The organism is Sinobaca sp. TMA16-18 (genome assembly GCF_059510535.1).
In genome coordinates this window covers 18,630-41,075 of the sequence record NZ_JCAKFM010000007.1, presented here as the reverse complement: position 1 = coordinate 41,075, position 22,446 = coordinate 18,630, and the positions used below count along the sequence as shown (strand labels likewise).

The window sequence follows — 22,446 nt, the reverse complement described above, 5'->3', positions numbered from 1 at the left end:
CCGGGGAAGAGAATCCTTCGTGCGTGTGCAGCGAAATATACCTTATTTTTCACCTTTCAACCGCGCTACTCTTCTTTGATACTATCAATGCTTTTTCTGCTTCCCAGAAGCACGATATACAAAATAACTCCTGCACCAATTCCCCAGGCCGGTCCCTGCAGGGCTGTTAAAACGCCGATAAACAGGGTGATCCCGCGTTCCGTGTTGGTCTGAATGAGCGACATCGCCAAATAGGCACAGGCAAATCCCGTCAATAAAAGTGTAAGCGACAGGGCAACTTCTAATAAAGGAAGAATTAAACTGATCACAGGCATTAAAAATCCAACGGGCAGGGCAAGCAGGTAAAAGTTAATATTGCCGGTAAAAATGGAGTCCATGACATCCCGGCCCTGTTTGTAGCGTTCAATCACATACACCTGGACGCCGGTCCAAATCGGGCCGTGTAACGGGATAAACGCTCCAGCTGTAAATAAATAGCCGATATTCCGGAAAACCAGCGCATAGTGGGTACGCGTGTAATTCACCCGGATTTTCTCATCTTTTCTGGAGGAAGCGGCTGATTTAATTAATCCATCTGCTACTAATAAATCTCCAAATACCAGAATATAGATACTTAAAGCAATGGGCACAGCGCTAAGCAGCATGCCCCAGCTTGGAAGCCCGACACCGTAAGGAGTTAACAGGGCAAACATATCTCCAAACTGCGGAACAAAAAATCCCCATTCCATCACAAATTGAATCTCTCCAGCCAGGCTTCCAACGATGCCTGCTGTAATAAAGCCAACCAGCAGCACATTGGCCGCCAGCAGTCCTTTTATACGCTTGTACTTAATTTTCTGAAATGGAATCGAATATAAAATAAGCAGAACGACTATCCAGGCGCTGATTAACGTGAAAGGCAGCGACTGCACCCGTTCAAATTCCGACATAAAGGCAGCAATGGCCGCCCCCATAATAACCCCTGCTTTTAAGGTGTTGGGGACTAAACGATTAAATTTATCCCCGAGGCCGGTTACGCCGAAAAATAAAAACAAAAAGGAGAGGACGATCATAACCGCCATCATGGCCAGAACGGCCTCCTGGCCGGGTGTAAATCCCCCTAAAAAGATAATGACCAGCGGCAGGGCGGGCGTAATCCATCCCGGCGCATGGGGTTCGCCAAATAACATCGTATGGCTCCATACCCAGAATAATTGAATGGACATCGTTGTCCAGGCTACTTCAAAGCTGACGTCAAAAAACTGCATCATCAGCGGGGCAAGCGAGCCGCCGGTAGCGGTGGCAATAATGGCTCCCTGAATGAGAATAGGAAGGGAAATTCCTACATGTACACCTGGGATTCTCGTAGTAAAAGGACCCCAGTTCAAGCCGGGCTGTTCGTATCCGTATTTTCTTTTTTTGGGCATTCTCTCATCCTCTCTTACAATTCAGATGGAAGGTTCGAATGTGTATGAATCCTCTGGTTGATTTCCCGGTTGGTCCGCCGGCCGGCTGGCAGCCATACGCTTTATGTTCTCAGTATAATTTTTCCGGTAGTCTGCCGGTCCTGCATAAGAGATTGGGCCCGCGCGGCCTGGTCAAGTGGAAACACTTCCCCTATCGGCAGTTTCAAGTCTCCTTCCTGCAGAAAAGTGAACAGTTCCTCCAGGCTGCGCTGCATCAAATCCCGCCGTTTCATAATCTGTGGAAGAAAGAATCCAATCACCGACTGATTGGCTCCCATTAATCGGCCGGCCTGAAGGCGGCTCGGTTCCCCGCTTGCGGAACCAAAAACCACGAGGCGTCCAAATGGCGCGAGACAGTCCAGCGTCCGGCTGAATATGTCGCCTCCGGCCATTTCCATCGCCACGTCCACGCCTCTGCCGTCTGTCGCTTCCAGCACTTGTTGTTCCCAGCCGTCTTCCGTGTAATTGATCAGCACGTCTGCCCCGAGCTCTTTAGCATAGGCCAGTTTCTGCGGCGTACTGGCGGTGGCAATGATCTTTCCGGCACCAAATCGTTTAGCCAGTTGTACAGCAATACCGCCGACGCCTCCTGCAGCGGCATGCACAAGAACGCTTTCTCCCTGCTCGAGCCGGCCCATCGTTTTGAGTACATGATACGCGCTTAGTCCCTGCAGGGGAAAAGCCGCTGCTTGATCAAAGTCAAGCGAATCCGGAAGCGGGATAATCGCCTGTTCATTAACGGCGGCAAATTCGGCATAGCCGCCGTCCGTAATCAGGGCCGCGACCCGGTCTCCCGGTTGGAAGCGGGAGACTTCTTCTCCTATGGCTTCGATCGTGCCGGCAATTTCCGATCCCGGATAAAAAGGAAGCGGCGTCGGTACGACATATGCTCCCTGGCGGCGGGCAATATCAGCATAGTTCATGCCAATGGAGTGGACCCGCACGAGCACTTCTTTCGATGCCGGAACCGGCTGTTCTTTTTCTACCTCTTCAACTACTTCCGGTCCCCCGTAAGCTTTATACTGTATAGCTTTCATATGAGCGCCTCCTGTTTTTTTATTTAATCATCCAGCCGCCGTCCACGAGCACGTCTGAGCCTGTCATGTATGATGCTTCATCAGACGCAATAAACGCGGCGACATTGGCGATTTCTGCAGCGCTGCCTGGTCTTTTCAGCACCGTGTTGTACTGAATCGCCTTTTGGAATTTTTCATTTTTTAAATTTTCTTCAATTAACGGGGTATCGATAAAGCCGGGTGAAATCGAATTGGCGCGGATTCCGTAAGGGCCCAGCTCCAGGGCCAGCGCTTTCGTAAAATGCATGGCGCCGGCTTTGGCTGCACTGTAATGCGGAATGTACGCGCCGGCTTTGTGGCCGGATAAGGACGCAATCGTTACGACCGCCCGGCCGGTTTTTTCCGCTTCCCGTTCGGCTTCCGCTGACATAATGGCACCAAGTGCCTTTGAGACGAGAAATACGCTTTTTAGGTTCACATCCTGAACCGCGTTCCACTCCTCCTCGGTCGTATCCATAATTCTGGAATGTTTGGAAGCCCCCGCTCCATTGACCAGAATATGGAGACCGCCTCCTTCTTCTTCAATAAACGCCGCCAGTTTCTGTACTTCGCCGGCATTCGTTACATCCGCTGCGAATACACTGGCGCCGGGAATCTCTTTCGCCGCCGCTTCCAGCTTGGCCAGGCTCCGGCCGACGAGAATAACGGACGCTCCTTCTGCTGCCATCTTTCTGGCTGTTTCTTTTCCTATGCCGCTGCCGCCGCCGGTAATAACGGCGGTTTTGCCTTCAAAACGCATACCGATCTCCTCCTTATCCCTGATAACGCCCGGCTGTATACTGCTCATCTGCGATAAACCGCAAATTATCCCGTATCGGCCGGGCCCTTTGATACGATGCACAGACTTTATAAATCGCATCTGTCAGCTCTGTTTTTTCCTGTTCTTCCCCGATTTCCAGGATAAGCGCGCGTGCTGTACGTTCGGCCTGTTCGAGGCTTGTGTACAGGCAGACAGACGTCAGTGCCTGCTTTCGTTGATGTGGGGCTTCCCCGTCTTTTTTAAGTGCGGTTATCGTCCGCAGCAGCGCCGACTCCGCGGCATACAGCTGAATGGAAAGCTCTGCCAGGCTTATCAGCGTTTCCTGTTCGTTTTTTATTTGTTTTCCATACGTACGCAGTGAGATCCCCGCGCAGACAAGAAGCATCTCTCTGATTGCTTCCACCGCCCGCTGTTCGTATGCGAGCGCGCCGGTTTCTGCAGGCTTCGGTTTCTGGAGGTTTGTAGCGGCATCGTGTGCGAGGGCACCGAGGTCGATCTCTCCTTTGGCAGCCAGGCGGAAAAGAGGCGTCGGCACGAGCAGCCGGTTGATTTCATTGGTTCCTTCAAAAATGCGGTTGATACGGGAATCGCGGTAGGCCCGTTCGATTCCGTACTCTTCAATGAAACCTGCTCCTCCATGCAGCTGCAGCGCTTCATCCACGACCAGATCCAGTGTTTCCGATCCATACACTTTGCAGATAGCACACTCGACGGCATATTCTCTCAGCTTCTGGTTAATGGCTTTATGCTCCGTTTCCGTATAAAGGTCTCCAAGCGCCTCTTCGAGAAGACCGGCTGTCCGGTACTGCATGCTCTCCGCCGCGTACAGCCTGGCTGCCAGTCGGCCTGTTTTTTCTTTTGTAGCGGTAAAATCTGCAATCCGGCTTCCAAACTGCCGGCGCTCCAAAATAAAACCCATCGTCTTTTTAAAGGCCGCTTTGGCTCCTCCGACGCAGGCAGATCCGAGATTAAACCGCCCCAGGTTGAGAACATTTAAGGCAATCAGATGGCCCTGTCCCACGTCTCCCAACAGGTTTTCGCGGGGAACGATACAATCTTCGAGAATGACGCTTCTCGTCGACGATCCTTTGATGCCCATCTTTTTTTCTTCAGGACCAAGCGTTAACCCGGCAAAAGTTTTTTCGACTATAAATGACGTAAAGTGCTCTCCATCTACTTTGGCGTACACGATGAACGTGTCGGCAAAAGCGGCATTGGTAATATACAGTTTGGTTCCGTTTAACAGGTAGCTTTGTTTGGCTTCCGACCAGACGGCGGTTGTCTGCGAAGCGAGCGCATCCGATCCGGCATTAGGCTCGGTCAGGCAGTAGGCGCCCAAATACTCGCCTGAAGCCAGTTTCGGCAGGTAGCGCTGCTTTTGGTCTTCGGTGCCGTAGTAGGTAATCGGCAGTGTCGCGATACACGTATGATTGGAATGCGCGACCCCGTAGCTCGATGTGCCTCCCACCGCCTCTCCAACAATAGCTTTACTTATTTTGTCCATCCCAAGACCACCGTGGGATTCGGGGACGCTGTGGCCAAGCAGGCCAAGGTCTCCTGCTTTTTTTAACAACGTGGTTGTTGTCGTAAAATCCTGCTTTTCAATCCGGTCTATTTCCGGGCGTACGTCGTTTTCTACAAACCGCTCGGCCGTTTTGGCAATCATCAGATGTTCTTCGGTCATTTGTTCCGGAGCAAACGCGTTTTCCGGGGCATTCCCGCCTATCATAAACGAGCCGCCCGGATGTTTGATTGTTGAGTGCTGCATATGTTTCCTCCTTATAAAAAAGATTGGTTGGTGATGCTGTCGTTTGTATACCGGCAGATAGCTGAACTGCTGTTAGTGTTTGCAGCATAGTCCAGGTCTTCGTTCATGTTATAGTCAAGCAGCTTTTTTCCTACGTGGGATGACTGCAGCACGCTCCGGGCGCTCGGCCCATTCTGGTAAACGCTCAGCGCCGTGCGGGCGGCATCCGTCATCGTGCACGCTTTACCGACAAGCACTGCTTCAATCAGGCAGCCGGCCCCGTACATGTCCTCGAGGCTGATTTCTCCTGCATTGCCTGCCGCGGTGATCAGCAAGGTGGACGGCTTCGATTTAGCGGCCAGTACCAAAGCAAGCGCGTGGGCATTTAAGAGCGACCCTGCGTATACTTCTTCTGCATTCTGGAGCCTGCGCAGTGCCGCCGTGCCGTTCGTCGTAACCAGAATAACGGTTTTTCCTTTGGCCTGCGCAGACAGATGAACCGGCCCCGGATAAACAAATCCTTGTATCGGAAGCGCCTGCTCTTCCCCGGCCAGAATATACGAGTCCGGCGGAAGAGAAGATGCGTGCTCGAGAGCCTCTCTCTGCGTGGCGGCCGGGATCACCCGGATGGCTCCATTTTCGAGGCAGGCGGCAATCGTCGTGGTCGCCAGCAGGACATCGACCGCGACCGCTATCTTGGAACCGCGGACGAGCTGAGCTTCCTCTATCTCTTCTTTACGCGTCAGCACATGAATATTCACGAACGGCCGCCTTTGTCGGCTAGCTTTTGTACAGCTTCGTTCATGAGGGTCTGCACCGTTTGGCCGAAGGAAGCAAACCGCGGATCCGACGTTTGCCCATTTTGATAGCGGTAATAAATCTGCTGGGCAATGACCGCCAGCTTAAAGTAGGCAAAAACAAAATAATAATCAATGCCTTCCGGATCTCTGCCGCTTTGTAAGCTGTACTGGTGCAGAAATTCATCCCTGGTATAAAAGCCGGGATGCACGGTAACCGGCGTACCTCCAAGCGCCCGCTTCATCGTTTCCGGATCCGACGCCTCAATCCAGTAACTCAGCGCTACGCCAAGATCAGCCAGGGGATCGCCCACCGTTGCCATTTCCCAGTCAAACAATCCTTTCATTTCCTCTAGGTCTTCCGTAAACATGGCGTTGTTTAATTTGTAGTCGTAATGAATCACGGTCGTTTCTTTTGAGGCCGGGAGGTGGTCCTGCAGCCACTGCATCAGCTGCTCTGCCGCTGGAATATCTTCGGTGGCGGCCCGCTGGTATCGAGAGATCCACCCTTCCACCTGTCGTTTTAAAAAGCCGTCGGGGCGGGTGATATCGATGAGCCCGGTTTGTTTATAGTCAATCCGGTGAAGCTCGGCAAGCCGTTCCACCATCTGCGCGGAAATAGTCCGGCATAAGGCCGGCTCCGGCTCGATATGGTCGGGAAAGCGGGTATCAAGCACTACCCCGTGCTTTCGTTCCATAATAAAAAACGGCGCCCCGACAATAGAGGTGTCCCCGCTGTAAGTGATGGGGACCGGTGCGGCTTCATAATAGGGAGTGATTTCTTTTAAAAACGTGAATTCGCGCTCCATGTTATGAGCTTTCGGCGCAACGGGACCGAGCGGCGGCCGGCGCAGCACCGCTTCCCAGCTTCCGACAGACAACGCATAGGTTAAGTTGGAATGCCCTTCAGCAAACTGGGTCACCTGCATGGTGCCATCCGGCAGATCCGGAATCCGGGAGCGCAGAAAAGCCTCCAGGCGGTCCTGATGCAGTTCTTCTCCTGATCGAACGGGAATTGTCGTCATATCGTGCCTCCTAAGAAGTGTAGGTGTACCAGCCCTGCCCGGTTTTTCGTCCCAGATTCCCTTGTTTTACTTTCTCTTCCACGCAGGCGGCCGGTTTATCTTCGGGATCTTTGGTTTCCTGATAGCGCTGCTGCTGGACGAAATACCCCACATCGATTCCAGACAAATCCATCAGCTCAAACGGCCCGATTGGATGGCGCAGCGCTTTTTTGACAATCGTATCAATCTCTGTGTAATCGGCGATGCCTTCTTCATAGAGGTGCACCGCTTCTTTTTGGAGGGCACCGAGAATACGGTTGGCCACAAAGCCGGAAATTTCCTTTCGAAGCAGGACCGCGGTCCGGTTCATCCGATGGCTCACGGCCATGGCCGCCTGCGCGGTTTCTTCGGAGGTCTCATCACTCATGACGACTTCCACGCAGTCCATAACGAGCGGCGGATAGAAAAAGTGCATGTTCACGACACGGTCCGGCCGATTGGTGGAAAGCAGGCTGTTGACAATAGTTGAGCTGTTCGTCGCCAGCACCGTATGAATGGGTGACCATTCATCTAATTGGCTGAAAACCTGCTGCTTGATGTCGAGCTTTTCCACAACCGCTTCAATAATAAAATCCGCTTGACCTGCGGCCTGCTGCAGGTCTTCGGTGAACGACAGCCGTCCAAACGCTTCCTCTTTTTCCTGTTCGGTAATCTTTTGTTTCTGTACCCAGCCGGTCATCAGCTTTTCCAGCGTTTGTCCGGCTTTGTTCAGATTGTCTTTGTCGATGTCGCAGAGAATGGTTTCGTAGCCTCCGAGCGCCCCGAGCATGGCAATCTGATGGCCCATCTGCCCTGCTCCAACAACAGTAATCGTTTTAATGTCATTCATGCGTATCCATCCTTTCTTGTTAACGTACGTGCGACCCGCCGTCGACGATGACGACGTCGCCGGTGACATAATCAGAAGCTTTCGATGCAAGAAACAAAACGACTCCTTTTAATTCATCCGCTCTGCCAAAACGGCCGAGCGGGGTACCGCCAAGAATTGCTTCGCCCCCGTGCTCCATGATGACTTTGGACATTTTGGTTGGGAAAAATCCGGGGGCCACGGCATTCACATGTACGTTGTGCTGCCCCCATTTGGAAGCCAAATCTTTCGTAAACGTAATAATGGCGCCTTTACTTGTGTTATAGCCGATCGTATCCATCACGTCGGGGGCGGAGCTTTTCAGGCCGGCCACAGACGCGATATTAATAATTTTACCGGCCTGCTGCTCGATCATGACACGCCCGGCGGCCTGGCTCATTAAAAAGGTACCCGTTACATTGACATTCATCACTTTCTGCCAGGCTTCCAGCGGCATATCTGCCACCGGTGCCCCCCAGGTGGCCCCGCTGTTATTAACGAGAATATCTATCGAGCCGAATTGGCTTTTTGTTTCGCTGATCACATGATCCACCTGCTCCTGGTTCGTTACATCACAGGCAAAGGCTGCTGTCTGCACGCCCTTTTTTGCAAGCAGGGCTGCCGTTTCTTCACAGGCTTCAAGCTTGCGCGAACAAAGCACAATATTCGCGCCGGCCTCCGCCAGCCCTTCGGCGATCTGCAAACCAAGCCCTCTTCCTCCGCCGGTCACAACCGCGGTTTTTCCCTGCAGCGAAAATAAATCCAGTACATTCATTTGGTTTCCTCCTTCAGCCGGTGTTTTTTCAATTCGAGGCGGGCAATCTGGGCCCGGTGCACCTCATCGGGTCCGTCAGCGAGGCGCAGCGTTCTGGCATTCGCCCACTGGGCGGCCAATGGAAAGTCGTCGGAGACGCCCGCTCCTCCAAATGCCTGGATGGCACGGTCGATCACACGCAGTGCCATGGACGGTGCGACGACTTTAATCATTGCAATGTCAGCCTTGGCTTCTTTATTGCCGACTGTATCCATCATGTAGGCCGCACGCATGGTCAGCAGGCGCGCCTGTTCAATGTCTATGCGGGAATCAGCTATCCATTCCGCTACTACGCCCTGCTCGGACAATTTTTTCCCGAACGCTTCGCGCTCCTGCACGCGGCGGCACATGTATTCCAACGCCCGCTCCGCTGCCCCGATCAATCTCATACAGTGATGAATGCGCCCCGGCCCGAGCCTTCCCTGGGCGATGGCAAATCCTTTCCCTTCGCCCCAGATCATATTGGCTTCCGGCACATAAACATTCTCAAATGTAATTTCCGCATGCCCGTGCGGTGCATGATCGTATCCAAACACGGACAGGGTGCGTTCGATGGTGATTCCGGGAGTGTCAAGCGGAACGAGGATCATTGACTGTTGTTCATAGCGCGGAGCTTCCGGATCCGTTTTTCCCATGAAAATAGCTATTTCACAACGGGGATCGCCGGCACCGGAGGACCACCATTTTGTGCCGTTCAGTACATAGCCCCCGTCCGTTTTTGTAATGCGTGCCTGAATATTAACGGCGTCTGAAGAGGCCGTGTCCGGTTCGGTCATCGTAAAACAGGAACGGATGTCACCATTTAGCAGTGGGACGAGCCATTGCTGCTTCTGTTCCTCGGTTCCGTATTTAGAGAGCACTTCCATGTTGCCGGTATCCGGGGCACCGCAGTTAAAGACTTCAGGTGCCAGCAGAGAACGTCCCATGATTTCACAGAGCGGGGCGTACTCCTCATTCGTGAGACCGGCGCCATGCTCACGGTCCGGCAGAAATAGATTCCAGAGACCGGCCTGCTTGGCCTTTGTTTTTAATTCTTCCATCACGGGAGGAATCCCGCTCCAGCGGGTTTCCATTTCATTTAACTGCTGTTCGTAGACCGCTTCATTAGGATACACATGTTCCTCCATAAATGCAGTCAGCTGCGCATGGAGCTGTTGTACTTTCGTCGAATAAGAAAAGTCCATCTGCTTCCTCCTTCATTATACTAACCGGTCGGTATGTTGATAGTATAGCAAACTATGTAAGCGGATACAAAAACTATTTTATATAATGGATGTGCTTGACAATATACTCTATGGGGTATATTATTACGAATAGTAACTCATTTGAAGGAGGTATACAGAATGTTTCATTATACCGTTAAATCGTCTAAAACCGTTCAGGAAGCTGTTGCCTCGCTGGAACAGCACCTGCAGAAAGCAGGGTTTGGCGTCTTGTGGGATTTTGACCTGCAGGCTAAGCTGACCGAAAAAGGAATAGAATTTCCAGAACCCTACCGTATTCTTGAAGTTTGCAATCCTAAAGAAGCAGAAAAAGTCCTGCACCGCCATAAAGCAGCCGGTAATTTTCTTCCGTGCAAAATTACCGTGTATGAAGAGAATGGGGTTACCCATATTGGCATGCCTCGGCCTACCATACTCATTGGATTTATAGAAGATGAAGAATTAAAAGAAATAGCCGCCGATGTCGAACAGCGCATGACCCAAAGTATCGATTATTCCAAATAAGAAAGGCAGAGAAAATAATGACAGAAAATATGACGATCAAACAGATGACCCCAAATGAAGTAGAGGCTTCCGCCGATTCTTTCATCATCGATGTCAGAGAACCGAATGAAACAGCTTCCGGGTATATCCCGGGTGCCCGCCTGATTCCCCTTGGTGAACTGTTGACCCGGCTGGACGAATTAGAGGCTGACACCGAGTATACGATGGTATGCCGGTCCGGAAACCGCAGCGGTCTCGCCGCCGGATGGCTGCAGGAACGCGGCTACCGCGTGAAAAATATGCAGGGCGGCATGCTCGAATGGAACGGTCCTATCGAATAAAAGACAAAAAAAGGAACAGCTTATTAAACATAGCTGTTCCTTTTTGTGCTATTTTTTCTCTTTTTTCGGTACGGCCTTCTCAACAAAATGATCAGCTAAATCATGAAGCCGGCGGCGCAGGTCTTCGCCTTCCATCATCCGGCCGTGTCCAGTCAGGGCTTTTTCCGGCTCAAGCCCGGCCAGCTTTTTCACAGAGGCTTCTGCGTCGCTCCAGTTTTCCGTTAAATATTTAGGCGGACCGTTTAGCTCGGGTTCCTGGGCCATCACCTTGTGTAAGGACTCCTGCTTGACGGTAACAAACGCATCCCCGGCCAGGAGAATCCGGTCTTTTTCCCTGAACAGGGAAATATGGCCTTTTGTATGACCCGGGGTGTGATACCAGGTCCATTCCGGGAAAAACGGAATGGAGCCATCTTCTGGAAGCGCATGAACATGCTCACTAATATCTACGGCTTCCCGGGAGAAAGCAGGTGACATCTTCGCGATGAGTCCTCTGGCCGCCCCGGGATCTGCTTTTGGATAATCTTCCTGTCCCGTTAAATGAGGCAGTTCCAACGTATGGGCATATACAGGAACATCTTCCTCCCAGCCTTTGATTAACTGATGCAGGTTTCCTACATGATCAAAGTGAGCGTGCGTTAAAATGATGGCTTTCGGTCCGATATTGGAACCAAAGCGCTGGTTCATCGCATGCTTGACGCGCTCAAGCGTCCCCGGCATGCCGGTATCTACAATAATCCAATCGCTGTGCTTGGAAGGATTACCAAGCATATACAGATTGGCAATCTGTGTGGTGTACATATAAACATCCGGTGCCACAGCAAGACCTGTATTGGATATTTCTGAGGTAATTGGAATATAATTGTTCTTCATCGGATAAGCAGCCTCCTTGTAAAGTATAGTTACTTATCTTATTTACCTCTTAGGCTGACTTTAAACATCTTCTTCCCATCAGTCTGCTATAGCAGCTTCCGGCAGGTTTCTTTTTGAAGGTAAAGGGTTACTTCATCCGGAGCAAGGGCCGGGCTGAACCAGAAACCCTGAATAGTAGAGGGATAGGTTTTAGACAAGTAGTGTACCTGTTCTTCTGTTTCAGCGCCTTCTGCCACCAGTTCAATGCCCAGCTTCGTGCATAGCTTATGCACGGAAGCAAATAATGCAGCATCAAAAGGAGCAAAGGGCAGGTTTTTAACAAACGCACGGTCCAGCTTAAGGGTATTGATAGGGATTTCTTTTAAGTAAAGAAGGTTGGATGTGCCTGTTCCAAAATCGTCCAGGGCCAGTTTAATGTCCCGCCTGCAGAGCTCGTTGGAAAAATCCATCGTCGTTTTTAAATGGTCACTAAGCATTTCTTCTGTAATTTCGAGCTGAAGCGGCGTGCGTTGAAGGTCGACGGTTTCTAAAATGGCATCCAGCCGTGAAAAGAACACCCTATTTTTCATCTGAGTTTTAGCTACATTGACAGACAAAAGAATGGGAATGTCCCGATCACTGTTCCATACAGCCATCTGCTTCAAGCCGGTTTCGAGCACCAACATGCCCAGTTCATCCATTAAGCGGAGCTCCTCAATCATAGGAAGGAATTTACACGGGGCCAGCAGTCCCCGTTCCGGATGCTCCCACCGCACTAAAGCTTCCATGCCCTTAATCGTGTGGTCGGCTCCATTTATAATAGGTTGATAATGAACGACAAATTCTTCGTTTATAAAGGCGCGGCGGATATCATTTTCGTGAAGCACGTATTCTTTGTAATACGCTTTATTTTCTACTTCTTTATAATACCGGTAGCTGTTTTTCCCCTGTTTTTTCGCTTCGTACATAGCAATATCTGCCGACTGCAGCAGCTGCTCGTAAGAGGCGCCGTCTTCCGGGTATTCACTGATGCCGATACTGCCGGAAATAAAAACACGGTGTTCTCCAATTAAAAAAGGTTTTTCCAGTTCTTCAAGCAGCAGTTCATACGGGAATACAGCAGAGGAAGGCACGATAATAACAAATTCATCCCCGCCCATACGGATAACGGCTGCGCCTTCCGGGGTATGATTTTTCATGCGCCGGCTTGTTTCTATTAATACCTCATCGCCTGCTTTATGGCCGAATGTATCGTTTACTTTTTTAAAATGATCCAGGTCAATGAATAAAAGCGAAAATTTTTCATTTTGGTTCATTTGTTTATCCAGTTCTTTTAATAAATAAGAGCGGTTGTACAGATGGGTCACCGGGTCACGGTAAGCCAATTCATGCATATGACGGTGAGAAAGTCGAAGCGAATCAATCAGGCTGTTGGCCGAGTTTTGCAGGGTCGTGATTTCATCCCTGCCGTTTACAGCGACACTGTCTTCAAACATGCCTTTCTGTTCAATGGCATTTAAATTGCCGGACAGTGCCGTTATTCTTTTTAAAATAGAGCCGTTGAGCAGAACAATCAGCAGCATCGTTAGAATTACCATGCCGCCGGTATACGAAAACAGCAGCGTATTGATCGTTTGAGCGCCCTGGTTGTAAATCGTTCGAGGCTGTTCAAACGTAAAAGCTGCGGCACTGGATGCGTTGGCATAGGGCAGACGGTATTCGCTGGACAGCAGGCCTTCCTCCGACACCGAAACATTCCGGTAAGGTTCTGTGGCCGCACTGCTTGAAATGGATTGAAACTGCAGCGGAGCCTGAATCGCCGCAGCCATTGAGTCAATATAGCGGCTGTTTACTTCCCGTCCCATAATCAGCGTTCCATTGGAACCGGAGTTGGTGCTGGTAGCTTGAATAGGGAGAGCGGAGATCATGTATGTTTCTGTATCATATTGGTAAAGCTTTGCTTCTCCCATCATGAGCCGGCTGAATGTTTCCATTACATTGGCCTCGTTAATGGCAAGTGCTTCGAGTCCTTCTTCCGGGGCACCCGGCTCCTGTTGACTCTGGCTGAATAAGACGTCTTTTTTTTCATCGATTATCATTATAAAAGATAACTTGCCATTATCAAGTGATTCTCCGCCCAGGTTACTCGTTATATACCCCTCATCCCGGCCTCCGCTCTCCACAAAAGCATATGTATCATCCCAGGACGCCCAGTCGCGGTTAAAATTTAACAGCTGTTCCTGTTCGTTTGCAAGCAGCTCGGCCAGACGGTCAATGTTTTCCTCCGCTCCCTGTTCTTCAATCGAACGGAACTGCTGCAGCAGCATCGGATAAAAGATGCCTACCAGCAGGGAGAATAATAAAAACCCGCTGCCGGCGACAATCCATATTAATTTTTTCTTTATGCTCATCTCTCTCGCCACCCTCCCCTGAAACAAAGGAGCACTCTTTATTTAAAATAAAAGGTTGTCCATTTTTTGAATCAGCGTCTGGATTTCCGGCTTACTTACCTGTTCATCTGCACCTACTTTTACGCCTTTATGGTAAAGATCCTCTGTAATGAGGGAAGAAAAGAGAATGACTGGTATATTTTTGGTTTTTTCCAGTTCTTTGATTTTTTTGGTTAAGTGATGGCCGTCCATTTTAGGCATTTCAATATCAGATATCACAATATCCGGCACTTTTTCTCCTTCAGCCAGCTGTCTCCAGGCATCTTCCCCGTTCGTGCTTTTGGCGATCTGTTCGTAGCCGGCGCGCTCGAGCGTGTCCAAGATAAGCTGCTGCAGAATCGGCGAATCTTCCGCCACCAGTACACGTTTGGCGGCTCGTTCGGGACGAAGGCCTCTGACGATCGTATCCGGCTGAATGCCCGCCTTCGGGTTAATGTCACTGATCATCTTTTCATAATCAAGCAGCAGCGTCATGCCTTCTTCTCTTTTAATAACGCCGATCGTATGGGAATGGGTCCCCTGAATCAGCTGCTCCGGTTCTTCAATTTGCTGCCAGGAAATCCTATGGATACGGGAAACCGACTCCACGTGAAAGGCGACCTTCATTTGGTTAAGCTCACAGATAATATACTTATCGGTTCCCGCTCTTTCATGCGTATAGCCAAGTACTTTGGCGGTATCAACGACCGGCATGATTTCATTTCTCAAGCGGATAATGCCTTCTACGTGCGGATGGGCGTTTGGTGTTTTTGTGACCGGCAGCGGCTGGATAATTTCCCTTACTTTTAATACATTAATACCATATGTTTCTTCACCAATAGAAAACATGACGATTTCTAGTTCATTTGTTCCACTTTCCAGTAGAATTTCATCTTTTTCACGGGTTGTCATCCGAATTCCTCCTCGATATTCTAAAAAAATAGGACTTTTGTTTTATTTTATCCTATTTCTACAATAGTACAAGAGAAATTTTTCTGTAAAAAAACAAACTGTCCGCTGCGGACAGTTTGTTTGGAATTTGTATCGGTTTTAGAGGTGGATCGTAACATCCGCGTCGTCGCGAAGTTCTGTTACGAGCTCCTGGACACGTTCGTTTTCTTTTTCCGCCCGTACCTGTTCTTCTACCTGCTCTCGTTCAGGTGCAGGTGTTTCAGGAGCATCTTCACCAGCCTGCTCGGCCATGGCGGCCTGCTGTTCTTCCATGGCTACCATTTGTTCATCTATTTCGTCTTCGCTCACTTCAATACCCTCGGATTCCTCTTCAATAAGCTGTTCCACCCGGAGGGATTCTTCAATCTGTGCGCGGAAGTCGTCTTCTGTGAAGCCCTGTTCTTCCAAAGCAGCTTCATAGTCTTCATCGTTTTCAAACTGCTCTTTCTGCTGGTCTAAAATTTCATCTACTTCTTCGGTGTCCGCTTCGTAGTCACGGTTTTCTGACTCCTGCACAAGCAGGCGCTGTCCGACAAGCTGTTCTGCCGTGGAAGCTTTCAGCTCCTCTTCCATTTCCCCGTCTTCGTCTTGTTCCTCAAGGTTCATTCCCTGCATGGAAAACATGGATAATGTCGTTGTATACGCTGTTTCAAACTCATCTTTTGTAATTTCTTCGCCGTTCACTTCAGCGACTACGTCGGGAACATCGTCAAGGTTTACTTCCGGCTCCTGCGGCTGTTCCGCTTCCTGGCCTTCCGATTCTGCACTTTCCTGCTGTTCTTGTTCTTCATCCGATCCTGCTTCTTCTTCGGATTCTCCCCCGCATGCTGCAATCACGGAAAGAGAAATTGCCATACTGGCCGTTAATAACCATTTTTTACTCAAAGAAAAGCTCCTTTCATATCTATACTGTTCCGTATTGTAACATACTTCCAGGGTGGAAAGATAACGGAACGCCTGCTCTCACCTGCGTGTTCAAGGATTTACTGCACCGGTTTTCCAGTTTTGATTCGAAGCCAGGGCCGCTCTTCTTCCCATGTAACAGATGCCTGAACATCAAAAGCGTCCGAGATGAGCGCATTGGACAGTACGTCTGTTTTGGAACCGTGACAGAGCAGTTTTCCGTCTTTTAAAAGCGCCATGTTGATGACCGCCGGCGGCAGTTCTTCAATATGATGGGTCACGTATAAAAGCGTCGGGGCATTCGGTTCACTCAGCGCCCGCTGCAGCAGCTCGAGCAGTTCTTCTCTTCCTTTTACGTCAAGGCCGGTGCACGGCTCATCGAGGATCAAAAGCCTTGGCTGAATCACCCAGGCGCGTGCCAGCATCACACGGCGTTTTTCTCCCTGGGACAACCGGCTGTATGGTGTATCGGCATAACTGCCGACTTGAAAAAGATCGAGGCATGTCTGGGCATAAACGACTACCTCTTCTTTAGGATCGTCGTACAGGCCGATCGACGCGAAATAGCCGCTGATCACCACTTCAATTGCCGTATCGCTGCTTCTTGCCCGGTAGCGGTCATCCAGCGCATCGCTCACCCAGCCGATTTCCCGGCGCAGCTGCTGCATCGGGACCTGGCCGTGTTTGCCCATCCAGCTGTGAACGGTTCCTTCCGTGGGCCAGATATAGCCGGTTAACAGCTGAAGAATCGTTGTTTTTCCGGATCCGTTTAAACCGAGCAGTCCGGTATGTATACCCGCTTCCAAAGAGAATGTAATATTTTCAAGCCTGGTCTGTCCGCCGGTTCGTACACTGACCTTATGCAAATGAAATAATTCCTCTGGCATCGTTATCTCCGCCCTTTTTCTTTTCAGTATACCAAAAATGATCCGGCCCCCGCCGGATCATTTGATTATTCGTTTGACGTTTTGTAGATTCTCCAGCCGAGCCGGTCAAAATACTCATCAATCACATCATCATTTGGTTTTGCATTCGGTTTGTTAACCGCCCGGGCCACGCTGTAATGATATTCCGAGACCGTATCCAGCGTATCTGCTTCCGGCATCAGGATGTTTCCATTATCGAGCTCATAAAAACGGAGCTGTTCAATAAAAGACGCTCCAAGGCGGACGTCAAAAAACACTTCACGTCCTTTGCTGCTTCCCGTTTTTGTGAACCAGTCTTTGCTTACCTCTTCTGTGCCGCGTTCTTTACAGAAGTGAATCGAGACACTTAGGTTTTCTTTCAGCGTGTACACTTGATGGTATTCATCATACAACCAGTTCTCGCTGTTGCCATTATGCACAATCAATGTTTTGAAATCTTCATAATTCAAAAAATGACCCCCTTTGTCTTTTATATGCAGATGCATACCGCATTCCCCTGCCTGCTTCTCTTTAAACGAAGAGAGCATCCCGGTATTTAAAAAGCCGGGCTTCTCAAGACGGGTGTCTTCGTCTATAATAGACTCTTATGTATAAATATATATTTTTTTATCTCTCGTATAATTGCGGAAATATGGTCCGCGCGTTTCTACCAGGCTGCCGTAAACGGCCTGACTACGAGTGCAGCGACGGTATTTTTTTGTATGCGGTCCGCCTGTCACTCGATCCGTCGGGAGGCAGGCTTTTTTTGTTTATAAACGAGCAGATAACTTAAAAAAAGGAGCAGAATAATGGAACAATTAAAACAGGCAATTATCGAACGCGGCAGTGTGCTGTCCAACCATGTTCTCAAAGTGGATACGTTTTTGAATCATCAAATCGATACTGTATTAATGGCTGAGGTAGGAGAAGAGTTCGCCCGGCTTTTTCAGGAAGACGGCATTACTAAAGTATTAACCATCGAGTCCTCCGGTATTGCGCCAAGCTTTATGGCAGCCACTAAGCTCGGGGTTCCGCTCGTGTTTGCGAGGAAACGAAAGTCTTTAACGATGGATGAACATGTATTTGCCAGCAGCGTGTACTCGTTTACCAAACAGCAGGAATCCGAAATTGCCGTATCCAAAGATTTTCTCGAGCCGGGAGATCAGGTACTGATTTTGGATGACTTCCTTGCCAACGGCCAGGCGGCCAAAGGCTTAATCGATATCGTCGAAAAAGCGGAAGCGGTCGTTGCCGGTGTCGGCATTGTTATTGAAAAGTCTTTTCAGCCGGGACGCGAACAGCTTGTAAACAGCGGCTACCGGGTTGAATCCCTGGCACGGGTGGAATCGCTTGAAAACGGGCGCGTAACCTTTGTGGAATCACATGCCCCCATTAAATAAGAAAAGAGAAGGTGAAGCAGCACATGAACGACCAGACGGTTCATTATCCGTGGTTTAAGCGGCAGGATCTTGATGCCTTTTTTGCTTTGTTTCAAAACAACCTCGCCAACTTTGTCGTGATTACCGTAACAATGCTTGGTATGGGGTTTCCCGCTTCGATCGTGTTTGGCAAAGTAATTCCCGGGACGGCAGTTGCCGTGATGGCGGGGAATTTATATTACGCCTATATGGCTTCCCGACTTGCTAAAAAAGAAAACAGAAGCGATGTGACGGCCCTGTCCTACGGCGTGAGCACGCCGGTGATGTTTGTCTTTTTATTCGGCGTGCTTGCTCCGGCTCTGGCGATTACCAATGATCCGGATCTAGCCTGGAAAATTGCCGTAGCTGCCGCTTTTATAAGCGGCCTCATTGAAGCTCTCGTCAGCTTAACCGGCAACTGGATCCGCGATCACCTTCCCCGCCCGGCACTTCTCGGAGCTCTGGCTGGTGTGGCTTTTTCATTTATTGCCGGTGAAATGTTGTTTCATACGTTTGCTATTCCTGTTGTTGGGCTCGTTGCCCTGGCGATTATCCTTGTCGGCTTTGTTGGAAAAGTCGTGTTTCCTTTCCGGATGCCGGCTTCTCTTCTGGCTGTGGTCGTTGGTACTATTCTGGCCTTTGCGCTCGGACATCAAAGCCCGGGGGAAGTAGCCGAAGGGTTTTCCAATATGGGCTTTTATCCGATTCTGCCCAGCCTGGCCGCGTTTGATGGAATGACGTTACTATTTGGAGCAGCAGTTGGACTGCTTGGTGTACTGCTGCCTATTACGATCTACAACGCTATTGAAACGATGAATAACGTAGAGGCGATGGCCGCAGTTGGAGATTCGTACGATGTCCGGGAATGCCAGGCTGTTGATGGCACCGGTACCATGCTCGGCGCCGTGTTTGGCGGATTGTTTCCTACGACCGTTTACATAGCAACGATAGGCTCTAAAGAAATGGGAGCCGGGCGCGGCTACAGCCTTCTAAACGCTGTGGTGATACTGGCGGCCGCTGTGACCGGCATGATTGCAGCGCTGTCTGCCCTGATTCCGCTTGCTGCTATCGCCCCGGTGCTTGTCTTTGTCGGTATGTCGATGGTAGCCGCCGCTTTTTCAACCACCTCCAGCCGATACTTTCCGGCGGTTGCGCTTGCTATGCTGCCGTATCTGGCCAACTATACGATGACCCGCTTTAACAATCCGGCCGGGGAAGTAGTAGCTGATATTTCAGAAGGGATCGTTCCTCTCGGACAGGGTGCCCTATTTACCGCGATCCTGATCGGTGCAGTAACGGTTTCGATAATTGACCGGGAATGGCGGCGCGCCGTCCTGTTCACTTTAACAGCGGCAGTGTTTTCGTTTGCCGGGTTTATGCATGCGCCGGCACTCGCCTGGAATGCAGCCCCTGATTTCACCGCAGGCTATCTTGTTGTCGCTGCTTTCTTCGGTCTCTGCGCCTGGCAGCAGCGGCACCAGACGAAAACAGACCAATTGAATAACCAAGAACATCGAGTGTCATAAAAAAACCGGGTTCCTTTTAAAAAAGGACCCGGTTTTTGCTGACTTCTGTTTGAGTCTGCAGCAGCAGGGGTACTGCTTATTATATTCACCCAATAACAAGGAGGCAGAAATAAATGGAATTTAAAGATAAACAACAGGACGGCCAGCCCGTTCAGCAGCAGCATAAACAGCCCGGTGAAGTGGAAAAGATGGATCCGAAGCCGATACATGATAACCCGGAATATAAGGGTGCCGATAAACTAAAAGACAAGATAGCGCTCATTACCGGCGGGGACAGCGGCATTGGAAAAGCAGCTGCTATTGCCTACGCCAAAGAAGGGGCGGATCTTGCAATCGTCTACCTTGATGAGCATGAGGATGCAGAACAGACGAAAAAAGAAATAGAAAACTACGGACGTCGTTGTCTGTTACTGCCGGGCGATGGCGGGGATGATGCGTTTGCCAAACAAGCGGTGGAAGCTACGATTAAAGAATTCGGCCGTCTGGATGTATTAATAAACAATGCCGCCGAACAGCACCCACAGGAAAAAATTGAAGACATTACAAAAGAACAACTGGAAAAAACGTTTCGCACCAATGTCTTTTCGATGTTTTATTTCATTCAGGCAGCGATGCCTCATTTAAAAGAAGGGGCGGCCATTATTAATACGACATCCGTTACAGCATATGACGGCTCCGCCGGATTAATTGACTACTCTGCCACAAATGGTGCGGTGACCACGCTGATTCGTTCGCTGTCCACCTCGCTTGCATCCAAAGGCATCCGCGTGAACGGTGTAGCTCCAGGACCTATCTGGACGCCGCTGATTCCTTCCACATTCGGAGAAGATAAAGTCGAGAGCTTCGGCACGAACACACCGATTGGACGGCCGGGACAGCCGGCGGAACTGGCACCAGCGTTCGTAATGCTTGGCTCCCAGGACTCCAGCTACATGACCGGCCAGGTCATTCATGTTAATGGCGGGCGGTTTGTAACCACTTAAACAAAAAGAGATACCCTGTCTGTTTATATAACAGCGGGGTATCTCTTTTTTATTGGTTGAATGGCCAGAATGCAGCGTTTCCGAAACGACCGGACCGCTTTTTTAGTATGGCAGTAAGCCACGATGCGTTCTGTTTCATTTTTGTATATTGTTATTGTCCGCTGCGTAATGCCGCTTTTGCTCTCATAAACGAGCTGAAGCGGCATCTGCTCCTCTATTGCTCTTTCAATCATTCCCTCCATCATCCCCGCTCCTTTCTTATATAACTAAATTATATAAGAACAAACGTTCGATGTAAAGCGAACAGCTTTGACATGCTGCCTATGTCTGCGATAAAAGATTGGTTATTTCATAAACAACGAGTTTTTGATAATCAAAATCTTCTCCGTACCGTGCCTGCACTCCTTCGTAAGCCTTTTTTCGTTCGGCCGGGAAGGCTGCATCTGATTCTGTTAACTGCATCGCCTTAAAGGCAGCCATCGGCTCCTGAATAAAAGCAGGTCTTGGCCCCCATGTGAAATGAACGTCTCCGGACATGTTGGAGAGAATAACTTTAGGAACCGATGCGCCTCCGTGCGTACGGAATGCATCTATAAAGGCAGGATGGTCTTCCTGGATAAACACTTCAGTGGGAATGGCCGCCTGCTTCATTACTTCGGTTATGACCGGAAAATTCCGGTGCACGTCACCGCACCAATCCGAGGCAATAATCGAACAGTGCAGGTCTGACCTGGTGCGTATGAAGCTTAATACTTCCTGAGAATGATCCACCCAGGTAAATCCGTCCTGCCACTCCTTCATTTTTTCCTGATATTCCGGTTTCATCTGTGATACAAAAGCATCAACAGTGATTCCTTTCCCAATCATATCTGCAACGTTCTGCTTTGTAGGCATGTTATATCCCCCTAGTTATATTAAACCGATAAATGCTGTAAATACTGCATACTCTCTTTTACGCTCTGGATAGGCTGCTGCCGTGATTCATCCTGTTCCACAATCTGCCAGTCCGCCCCGTTTTGTTCCGCTTTCTTCACAATGGCTTCTATATCCATGCGCCCGGTTCCAAGCTCTGCAAAAAATGCCTCATCGTCCCGGGTCATGTCTTTTAGATGCACGAGCGGCATCCGCTCCCTGCAGCGCTCCATCCATTCAAGCGGATCTTCATTGGCTTTTTGTACCCAATATGTATCCAGTTCGATCATAACGAGGGACGGATCCGTATGCTCGAGAATTACCGCAAGCGGCTGCTCTCCTTCCAGCTTCTGCAGTTCAAAGTCATGGTTGTGGTAGGAAAACGTAATGTTTTCTTCCCGGCAGGCTTCACCGATGCGGTTGAATGTAGCTGCTAATTCTTTGTACTGCTGAATGCTCCGGCGTCGTTCCGGCTCCAGATAGGGGCAGACGATGTGCCGGCAGCCAAGTGCATGGGCAAATTCAATATGGTAGGAAATATTATTCTCCAGTTCTTCGAGTGGTAAATGCAGAGAAGCTGTCTTCAGCTGGATTTGTTTTAAAAACACATGAAGCACCTCTGCAGACATTCCACCTGTATCCCCTGCCAGTTCAATTCCCTCATATCCCATTCGGGAAACTTGATGCAGCGTGCCTTCGAAGTCTTCTTTGCATTCATTTCGCAGCGTATACAGCTGCAGTGCTGTTTTTGTCACTATAATCCCTCTTTCATTAGTAGTGTGATGGATATAGTTTACCATTTTTGAGTATTTAATCGATTGTTTATATTTTATATAATGATTTGGTACGTGAAATTATTTAAGTTGTCATTGCTTCAGGCTTTACATAAAGCAGGCTTTTATGCTTTTAAAATTTCTCCCATCTTTCCCAACTCCTCTTCTTCTTCCAAAATATGCTACACTTATTGGTA

At 49.7% G+C, this 22,446-nt stretch carries 23 protein-coding genes and 1 riboswitch; of the genes, 5 read left to right on the top strand and 18 right to left on the bottom strand.

Annotated elements, in window-relative coordinates:
- Positions 1-65: 65 nt before the first annotated feature.
- The 9 genes from AC5W14_RS12890 to AC5W14_RS12850 all read right to left on the bottom strand — a co-directional run bounded on the left by AC5W14_RS12890 (position 66) and on the right by AC5W14_RS12850 (position 9,734).
- The gene (locus AC5W14_RS12890; RefSeq protein WP_496058260.1) at positions 66-1,406 is read right to left on the bottom strand and encodes a permease family protein; all 1,341 of its coding nucleotides are present in this window, start codon (positions 1,404-1,406) and stop codon (positions 66-68) included.
- Positions 1,407-1,507: 101 nt separating this feature from the next.
- Entirely contained in the window at positions 1,508-2,482 is a 975-nt protein-coding gene (locus tag AC5W14_RS12885; RefSeq protein ID WP_496194664.1) for a quinone oxidoreductase family protein, read from the bottom strand.
- A 19-nt stretch (positions 2,483-2,501) separates the two neighbouring features.
- The gene (locus tag AC5W14_RS12880) at positions 2,502-3,260 is read right to left on the bottom strand and encodes an SDR family NAD(P)-dependent oxidoreductase (RefSeq protein ID WP_496194663.1); all 759 of its coding nucleotides are present in this window, start codon (positions 3,258-3,260) and stop codon (positions 2,502-2,504) included.
- 13 nt (positions 3,261-3,273) lie between these two features.
- Positions 3,274-5,049, bottom strand: coding sequence for an acyl-CoA dehydrogenase FadE (locus tag AC5W14_RS12875; RefSeq protein WP_496194662.1), 1,776 nt, complete (start codon positions 5,047-5,049; stop codon positions 3,274-3,276).
- Positions 5,050-5,060: 11 nt separating this feature from the next.
- Positions 5,061-5,789, bottom strand: a complete 729-nt coding sequence (locus AC5W14_RS12870) for a 2-phosphosulfolactate phosphatase (protein WP_496194661.1) — start codon at positions 5,787-5,789, stop codon at positions 5,061-5,063.
- Positions 5,786-6,850 carry a phosphotransferase family protein gene (locus tag AC5W14_RS12865; RefSeq protein ID WP_496194660.1) on the bottom strand — a complete coding sequence of 355 codons (1,065 nt, stop codon included), beginning with the start codon at positions 6,848-6,850 and terminating at the stop codon, positions 5,786-5,788. The genes AC5W14_RS12870 and AC5W14_RS12865 overlap by 4 nt, the downstream gene beginning before the upstream one ends.
- A gap of 10 nt (positions 6,851-6,860) precedes the next feature.
- Entirely contained in the window at positions 6,861-7,724 is an 864-nt protein-coding gene (locus AC5W14_RS12860) for a 3-hydroxyacyl-CoA dehydrogenase family protein (RefSeq protein WP_496194748.1), read from the bottom strand.
- A 13-nt stretch (positions 7,725-7,737) separates the two neighbouring features.
- On the bottom strand, positions 7,738-8,511 hold the full coding sequence (locus AC5W14_RS12855; RefSeq protein WP_496194659.1) for an SDR family oxidoreductase: 774 nt from the start codon (positions 8,509-8,511) through the stop codon (positions 7,738-7,740).
- Positions 8,508-9,734: an acyl-CoA dehydrogenase family protein gene (locus AC5W14_RS12850; protein WP_496058253.1), complete on the bottom strand. Its 1,227-nt coding sequence runs from the start codon at positions 9,732-9,734 to the stop codon at positions 8,508-8,510. The genes AC5W14_RS12855 and AC5W14_RS12850 overlap by 4 nt, the downstream gene beginning before the upstream one ends.
- A 159-nt stretch (positions 9,735-9,893) precedes the next feature.
- On the opposite strand from AC5W14_RS12850, the gene AC5W14_RS12845 reads away from it, so the two are divergent.
- Together AC5W14_RS12845 and AC5W14_RS12840 are read left to right on the top strand one after the other, a co-directional pair.
- Positions 9,894-10,277 (top strand): DUF302 domain-containing protein, encoded by a 384-nt coding sequence (locus AC5W14_RS12845; protein WP_496194658.1) that lies wholly within the window; start codon positions 9,894-9,896, stop codon positions 10,275-10,277.
- A 17-nt stretch (positions 10,278-10,294) separates the two neighbouring features.
- A complete protein-coding gene (locus tag AC5W14_RS12840; RefSeq protein ID WP_496058251.1) occupies positions 10,295-10,597 on the top strand; it encodes a rhodanese-like domain-containing protein in 303 nt (100 codons plus the stop codon).
- A gap of 48 nt (positions 10,598-10,645) precedes the next feature.
- Here the strand turns inward: AC5W14_RS12840 and AC5W14_RS12835 are convergent, their stop codons facing one another.
- The 6 genes from AC5W14_RS12835 to AC5W14_RS12810 all read right to left on the bottom strand — a co-directional run bounded on the left by AC5W14_RS12835 (position 10,646) and on the right by AC5W14_RS12810 (position 17,107).
- On the bottom strand, positions 10,646-11,470 hold the full coding sequence (locus AC5W14_RS12835; RefSeq protein WP_496194657.1) for an MBL fold metallo-hydrolase: 825 nt from the start codon (positions 11,468-11,470) through the stop codon (positions 10,646-10,648).
- A gap of 86 nt (positions 11,471-11,556) precedes the next feature.
- Positions 11,557-13,860 (bottom strand): EAL domain-containing protein, encoded by a 2,304-nt coding sequence (locus AC5W14_RS12830; RefSeq protein WP_496194656.1) that lies wholly within the window; start codon positions 13,858-13,860, stop codon positions 11,557-11,559.
- A 42-nt stretch (positions 13,861-13,902) separates the two neighbouring features.
- Positions 13,903-14,790 (bottom strand): chemotaxis protein CheV, encoded by an 888-nt coding sequence (locus AC5W14_RS12825; protein ID WP_496194655.1) that lies wholly within the window; start codon positions 14,788-14,790, stop codon positions 13,903-13,905.
- Between the two features lie 138 nt (positions 14,791-14,928).
- Entirely contained in the window at positions 14,929-15,714 is a 786-nt protein-coding gene (locus AC5W14_RS12820) for a SurA N-terminal domain-containing protein (protein WP_496194654.1), read from the bottom strand.
- Between the two features lie 98 nt (positions 15,715-15,812).
- Positions 15,813-16,619: an ABC transporter ATP-binding protein gene (locus AC5W14_RS12815; RefSeq protein WP_496194653.1), complete on the bottom strand. Its 807-nt coding sequence runs from the start codon at positions 16,617-16,619 to the stop codon at positions 15,813-15,815.
- Positions 16,620-16,684: 65 nt separating this feature from the next.
- The gene (locus AC5W14_RS12810; protein ID WP_496058245.1) at positions 16,685-17,107 is read right to left on the bottom strand and encodes a hypothetical protein; all 423 of its coding nucleotides are present in this window, start codon (positions 17,105-17,107) and stop codon (positions 16,685-16,687) included.
- A 144-nt stretch (positions 17,108-17,251) separates the two neighbouring features.
- Positions 17,252-17,353, top strand: a riboswitch (purine riboswitch).
- Positions 17,354-17,446: 93 nt separating this feature from the next.
- Between AC5W14_RS12810 and AC5W14_RS12805 the strand changes: the two genes are divergently transcribed.
- The 3 genes from AC5W14_RS12805 (at position 17,447) to AC5W14_RS12795 (ending at position 20,564) form a co-directional block, all read left to right on the top strand.
- A complete protein-coding gene (locus AC5W14_RS12805) occupies positions 17,447-18,037 on the top strand; it encodes a xanthine phosphoribosyltransferase (RefSeq protein WP_496194652.1) in 591 nt (196 codons plus the stop codon).
- Positions 18,038-18,060: 23 nt separating this feature from the next.
- Complete coding sequence (locus tag AC5W14_RS12800; protein ID WP_496194651.1) at positions 18,061-19,581, top strand: NCS2 family permease; 1,521 nt, start codon at positions 18,061-18,063, stop codon at positions 19,579-19,581.
- Positions 19,582-19,694: 113 nt separating this feature from the next.
- Positions 19,695-20,564 (top strand): SDR family oxidoreductase, encoded by an 870-nt coding sequence (locus AC5W14_RS12795; RefSeq protein WP_496194650.1) that lies wholly within the window; start codon positions 19,695-19,697, stop codon positions 20,562-20,564.
- A gap of 23 nt (positions 20,565-20,587) precedes the next feature.
- Here the strand turns inward: AC5W14_RS12795 and AC5W14_RS12790 are convergent, their stop codons facing one another.
- The 3 genes from AC5W14_RS12790 to AC5W14_RS12780 all read right to left on the bottom strand — a co-directional run bounded on the left by AC5W14_RS12790 (position 20,588) and on the right by AC5W14_RS12780 (position 22,231).
- Positions 20,588-20,809 carry a WYL domain-containing protein gene (locus AC5W14_RS12790; RefSeq protein ID WP_496194649.1) on the bottom strand — a complete coding sequence of 74 codons (222 nt, stop codon included), beginning with the start codon at positions 20,807-20,809 and terminating at the stop codon, positions 20,588-20,590.
- A 76-nt stretch (positions 20,810-20,885) separates the two neighbouring features.
- Positions 20,886-21,458, bottom strand: coding sequence for a thioredoxin family protein (locus AC5W14_RS12785; protein WP_496058241.1), 573 nt, complete (start codon positions 21,456-21,458; stop codon positions 20,886-20,888).
- A 20-nt stretch (positions 21,459-21,478) separates the two neighbouring features.
- Positions 21,479-22,231, bottom strand: a complete 753-nt coding sequence (locus tag AC5W14_RS12780; protein ID WP_496194648.1) for a sugar phosphate isomerase/epimerase family protein — start codon at positions 22,229-22,231, stop codon at positions 21,479-21,481.
- Between the last annotated feature and the right edge of the window lie 215 nt (positions 22,232-22,446).

Excerpts from the sequence above, each read along its gene's own strand:
- AC5W14_RS12890 (WP_496058260.1), bottom strand. The coding sequence starts at position 1,406 with ATGCCCAAAAAAAGAAAATACGGATACGAACAGCCCGGCTTGAACTGG.
- AC5W14_RS12885 (WP_496194664.1), bottom strand. The coding sequence starts at position 2,482 with ATGAAAGCTATACAGTATAAAGCTTACGGGGGACCGGAAGTAGTTGAA.
- AC5W14_RS12880 (WP_496194663.1), bottom strand. The coding sequence starts at position 3,260 with ATGCGTTTTGAAGGCAAAACCGCCGTTATTACCGGCGGCGGCAGCGGC.
- AC5W14_RS12875 (WP_496194662.1), bottom strand. The coding sequence starts at position 5,049 with ATGCAGCACTCAACAATCAAACATCCGGGCGGCTCGTTTATGATAGGC.
- AC5W14_RS12865 (WP_496194660.1), bottom strand. The coding sequence starts at position 6,850 with ATGACGACAATTCCCGTTCGATCAGGAGAAGAACTGCATCAGGACCGC.
- AC5W14_RS12855 (WP_496194659.1), bottom strand. The coding sequence starts at position 8,511 with ATGAATGTACTGGATTTATTTTCGCTGCAGGGAAAAACCGCGGTTGTG.
- AC5W14_RS12850 (WP_496058253.1), bottom strand. The coding sequence starts at position 9,734 with ATGGACTTTTCTTATTCGACGAAAGTACAACAGCTCCATGCGCAGCTG.
- AC5W14_RS12845 (WP_496194658.1), top strand. The coding sequence starts at position 9,894 with ATGTTTCATTATACCGTTAAATCGTCTAAAACCGTTCAGGAAGCTGTT.
- AC5W14_RS12840 (WP_496058251.1), top strand. The coding sequence starts at position 10,295 with ATGACAGAAAATATGACGATCAAACAGATGACCCCAAATGAAGTAGAG.
- AC5W14_RS12835 (WP_496194657.1), bottom strand. The coding sequence starts at position 11,470 with ATGAAGAACAATTATATTCCAATTACCTCAGAAATATCCAATACAGGT.
- AC5W14_RS12830 (WP_496194656.1), bottom strand. The coding sequence starts at position 13,860 with ATGAGCATAAAGAAAAAATTAATATGGATTGTCGCCGGCAGCGGGTTT.
- AC5W14_RS12825 (WP_496194655.1), bottom strand. The coding sequence starts at position 14,790 with ATGACAACCCGTGAAAAAGATGAAATTCTACTGGAAAGTGGAACAAAT.
- AC5W14_RS12815 (WP_496194653.1), bottom strand. The coding sequence starts at position 16,619 with ATGCCAGAGGAATTATTTCATTTGCATAAGGTCAGTGTACGAACCGGC.
- AC5W14_RS12805 (WP_496194652.1), top strand. The coding sequence starts at position 17,447 with ATGGAACAATTAAAACAGGCAATTATCGAACGCGGCAGTGTGCTGTCC.
- AC5W14_RS12800 (WP_496194651.1), top strand. The coding sequence starts at position 18,061 with ATGAACGACCAGACGGTTCATTATCCGTGGTTTAAGCGGCAGGATCTT.
- AC5W14_RS12795 (WP_496194650.1), top strand. The coding sequence starts at position 19,695 with ATGGAATTTAAAGATAAACAACAGGACGGCCAGCCCGTTCAGCAGCAG.
- AC5W14_RS12790 (WP_496194649.1), bottom strand. The coding sequence starts at position 20,809 with ATGATGGAGGGAATGATTGAAAGAGCAATAGAGGAGCAGATGCCGCTT.
- AC5W14_RS12785 (WP_496058241.1), bottom strand. The coding sequence starts at position 21,458 with ATGCCTACAAAGCAGAACGTTGCAGATATGATTGGGAAAGGAATCACT.